Source organism: Aestuariivirga sp., from assembly GCF_044239095.1.
Lineage (GTDB): Bacteria > Pseudomonadota > Alphaproteobacteria > Rhizobiales > Aestuariivirgaceae > Aestuariivirga.
Window position 1 is genome coordinate 1 of record NZ_JBIICB010000367.1, and the last position, 3,312, is coordinate 3,312.

The window sequence follows — 3,312 nt, forward strand, 5'->3', positions numbered from 1 at the left end:
GCGGCAAGGTCAATCTGCAGGCGTCACAGGCCGACCTTGACGCGCTGCTGAACTCCGCCGGTGGCGGAAGCGGTGCCAAGACGGGTGGAGGCGGTGGCGGGAAAGCTGGCAATGGTTCAACCTCGTCCAGCCCGCTGCAGAATTCTCAACTTCCGCCGATCTTTCCCCCTGGCACCATCGATGACATTTACGGCGCTGGCGACGCCCTGCAGTCCTTCTCGGGCCAGGTGCAGCAATCCACGTCGGTCACCTTGGGGCTTACTGACGGCTTGGCCTCTGGCCTCGCATCATCGCTTACCGGCATCGCATTCTCTGCGCATTCCGCCGGTGATGCATTTGAAGGTCTCAGGCAGTCGGCCATGAATGCGCTGCAGAGTATCGCGGAACAGCTGCTCAACAGCGGCCTCAACATGCTGCTCGGCGGGCTGGTGCCGGGCGGCGGCCTGCTCGGCGCGCAAGGGCTCGGCAACTTCGGCGGCTTCTACGCCAACGGCGGCACGCTCGGCGCTGGCAAGTGGGGCATCGCTGGCGAGGCGGGCCCTGAGATCATCCACGGTCCGGCAAGGGTGACACCGATGGACCGCGCGGGTGGTGGCGTGAAGGTCCAGATCATCAACAACAGCGCCGCGAAGGTCACGACGCAGACCCAGGAAATGCCGGACGGCTCAATCAACATCCGCGCATTGGTTCAGGACGAGGTGATCGATACGCTGGGCGGGGGCAGGGCTGCCCGCGTGATGGGTGGCCGCTACGGAGCCCGGATCATGCCGCGAAGGACGTGAAAGGCCAGTGCAGGGCGATCTATGGGCCGCGCTGCTGCAAGCCGTCCATATGCTCGGGTGGCCATGGCTCGCCATTGCGGCGGCTGAGTTGGTGTTCTGGATTGTCTTCGCGCGCGTCGATAAGGGACCGCCCCGCGATTTGTAACGATTGCATTGGGCAAGGGCCGGATTACGAGAGCAGGCTTCTCAGAGGTTGAAACTTCCGCCCCTGTGTGGCACCGTCGAGCGGGCCGAACGGAAGCTGAAACCTCCCGCCCGGCCCTACCACTGCAACCTTGATAGGAGGCCACAATGGCTACTTCCCGAGATACCGCAAATGCGTTCGAATCCGAAAGGGCATTGCCCGACACACCTGATCTCTCAGGTCTCAGCCTGGCAGAGCTGAGCGCAGCGTATGACTTTTTCCACGATATCGCGGCGCTGAACAACAGGTTCTATTGCCAGCAGAACTTTCCTGCAGCCCTTGAAGACTTCATCGATCAGGAGGTCTTCCGCATCGACCACTTCTGTAACGCCATCGCAAAGGAGGCGCGAGAGCGCACATGCTCCGGCGGTGGCAGTGACGAGGCCATCCGCAGCAAGTTGCTGGTGCAGCATTGCCTGAACACGAATGGAGGCGATCCGTTCATCGACTTCATGGCGGGCGCTGCCGACGTGATGAGGGAAATGCAGGCCAAGGCCTGAACCAAGCGGCAGACTTATGCACAGGCCGGGGCGGGCGACTGCTCCGGCTTTTCTGCGGACGTTAGAACGTGGTTAGAAAGGCCTTTCGCGCGGAGGGTTTTGCAGCCTTCAAAATTGTTCTAACCATTTGATTTGATTGGTGAGCCCGCCGGGGTACGATCCCGGGACCCTCTGATTAAAAGTCAGATGCTCTACCGCTGAGCTACGGGCCCACGGCCGGCGGATGCCGGCCTGATTGCGGGCGGACCATAGTCGGGGGGCATGGTCGGGTCAATAGTGGAGCCCGCGCTCAGGAAATGCTAGCGGAGGGCGTAAGAGTCGCAGTGGAACGCGGAATTGAAATGACGGACATCGCCATCATCGTCCTGGCTGCAGGCAAGGGAACGCGGATGAAATCCGCTATGCCGAAGGTCCTGCACCGTGCGGCGGGGCGCAGCCTGCTGGGGCACGTGCTCCATGCGGCAAGGCAATTGTCGCCGGCTCAATCCGTCGTCGTTGTGGGCCCTGGCATGGAGGCGGTCGCTGCCGAAGCGCGGAGCGTCTTCCCGGACGCGCGTGCCGCCCTGCAGGAGGAGCGCCTCGGCACGGGCCATGCCGTGCTGATGGCGAAGCCTGCCCTGGCCGGGTTCACGGGCACGATTCTCATTCTCTATGGGGATGTGCCGCTGATCACCCCGGAAAGCCTCGCGCAACTGGCCCGGCTCGCAGACCAGTCCGGCATCGCCGTCTTGGGGTTCCAGGCGCAGGATCCGCATGGCTATGGCAGGCTGCTCCGCGATGCTGAAGGCCGCGTCGCCGCCATTCGGGAGGAGCTTGACGCCTCTTCTGAAGAAAAATCCGTAACCCTCTGTAATTCTGGAATCATTGCCGCATCTTCCGATCTGCTCTGGCCGCTTCTTGAGCGGGTTGGCAACGCCAATGCGAAGGGCGAGTATTACCTGACCGATGTCGTTGCCCTTGCCGCAGCGGCGGGATCACCCGCAGCACTTGCGATCTGCCCGGAGGCCGAACTGGCGGGCGTGAATGACCGCATCCAGCTTTCTGGTATCGAGTCGAGCCTTCAAGGGATCTACCGCCGCCGCCACATGCTGGCCGGCGCCACGCTGACGGCCCCCGAAACCGTATTTTTCTCGGCTGATACGGTCATCGGACAGGATGTTGTGATCGGCCCTCACGTGGTGTTCGGGGCAGGCGTCCGGGTGGAGGATGGGGCGGAGATCCATGCCTTTTGCCACCTCGAGGGCGCGCATGTGGGAGCAGGGGCGCGGATCGGCCCCTATGCCCGGCTGCGGCCGGGTGCGGAGATCGGATCTGGCGCTCACATCGGCAATTTCGTCGAGGTGAAGAAGGCAACGATCGGCGCGGGCGCCAAGGCCAATCACCTCTCTTATATCGGTGATGCGCGCGTCGGGCCGGGAACCAATATCGGTGCTGGCACCATCACCTGCAACTATGATGGCTACGACAAGCACCTGACGGACATCGGTGCCAATGTCTTCGTCGGCTCGAACACGGCACTTGTCGCCCCGGTGAAGGTGGGTGACGGCGCCTCGATCGCGGCGGGAACGGTGGTGACTCGAAACGTTCCTGCGGATGCGCTGGCGATTGCCCGGCCAAGCCTCGAATTGCAGCAAGGCTGGGCGGCGCGCTTCCGGAACATGAAGGCGGCGCGCAAGGCCGCAAGACACAAACAGTAAGGCAGGGTAACATGTGTGGAATCGTCGGCATCCTCGGCAATAAGCCAGTGGCGGACAGCATCGTCGAAGCGCTGCGCAGGCTGGAATACCGCGGTTATGATTCCTCCGGCGTCGCCACCCTGGTCAATGGCGGGATTGAGCGGCGGCGC

2 protein-coding genes, 1 tRNA gene and 1 pseudogene are annotated in these 3,312 nt (G+C 63.0%); 3 read left to right on the forward strand and 1 reads right to left on the reverse strand.

Annotated features, from left to right (window positions below; translation table 11 throughout):
• Together ACILRA_RS21265 and ACILRA_RS21270 are read left to right on the forward strand one after the other, a co-directional pair.
• Positions 1 to 782, forward strand: a pseudogene (locus ACILRA_RS21265) (hypothetical protein); the annotation flags it as partial.
• Positions 783 to 1,073: 291 nt separating this feature from the next.
• Complete coding sequence (locus ACILRA_RS21270; protein WP_395664048.1) at positions 1,074 to 1,466, forward strand: hypothetical protein; 393 nt, start codon at positions 1,074 to 1,076, stop codon at positions 1,464 to 1,466.
• A gap of 137 nt (positions 1,467 to 1,603) precedes the next feature.
• Here ACILRA_RS21270 and ACILRA_RS21275 read toward each other — a convergent pair.
• Positions 1,604 to 1,678: transfer RNA gene (locus ACILRA_RS21275), tRNA-Lys, on the reverse strand.
• 129 nt (positions 1,679 to 1,807) lie between these two features.
• Between ACILRA_RS21275 and glmU the strand changes: the two genes are divergently transcribed.
• Positions 1,808 to 3,163: a bifunctional UDP-N-acetylglucosamine diphosphorylase/glucosamine-1-phosphate N-acetyltransferase GlmU gene (gene glmU, locus ACILRA_RS21280; RefSeq protein WP_395664049.1), complete on the forward strand. Its 1,356-nt coding sequence runs from the start codon at positions 1,808 to 1,810 to the stop codon at positions 3,161 to 3,163.
• The last annotated feature ends 149 nt before the right edge of the window (positions 3,164 to 3,312 follow it).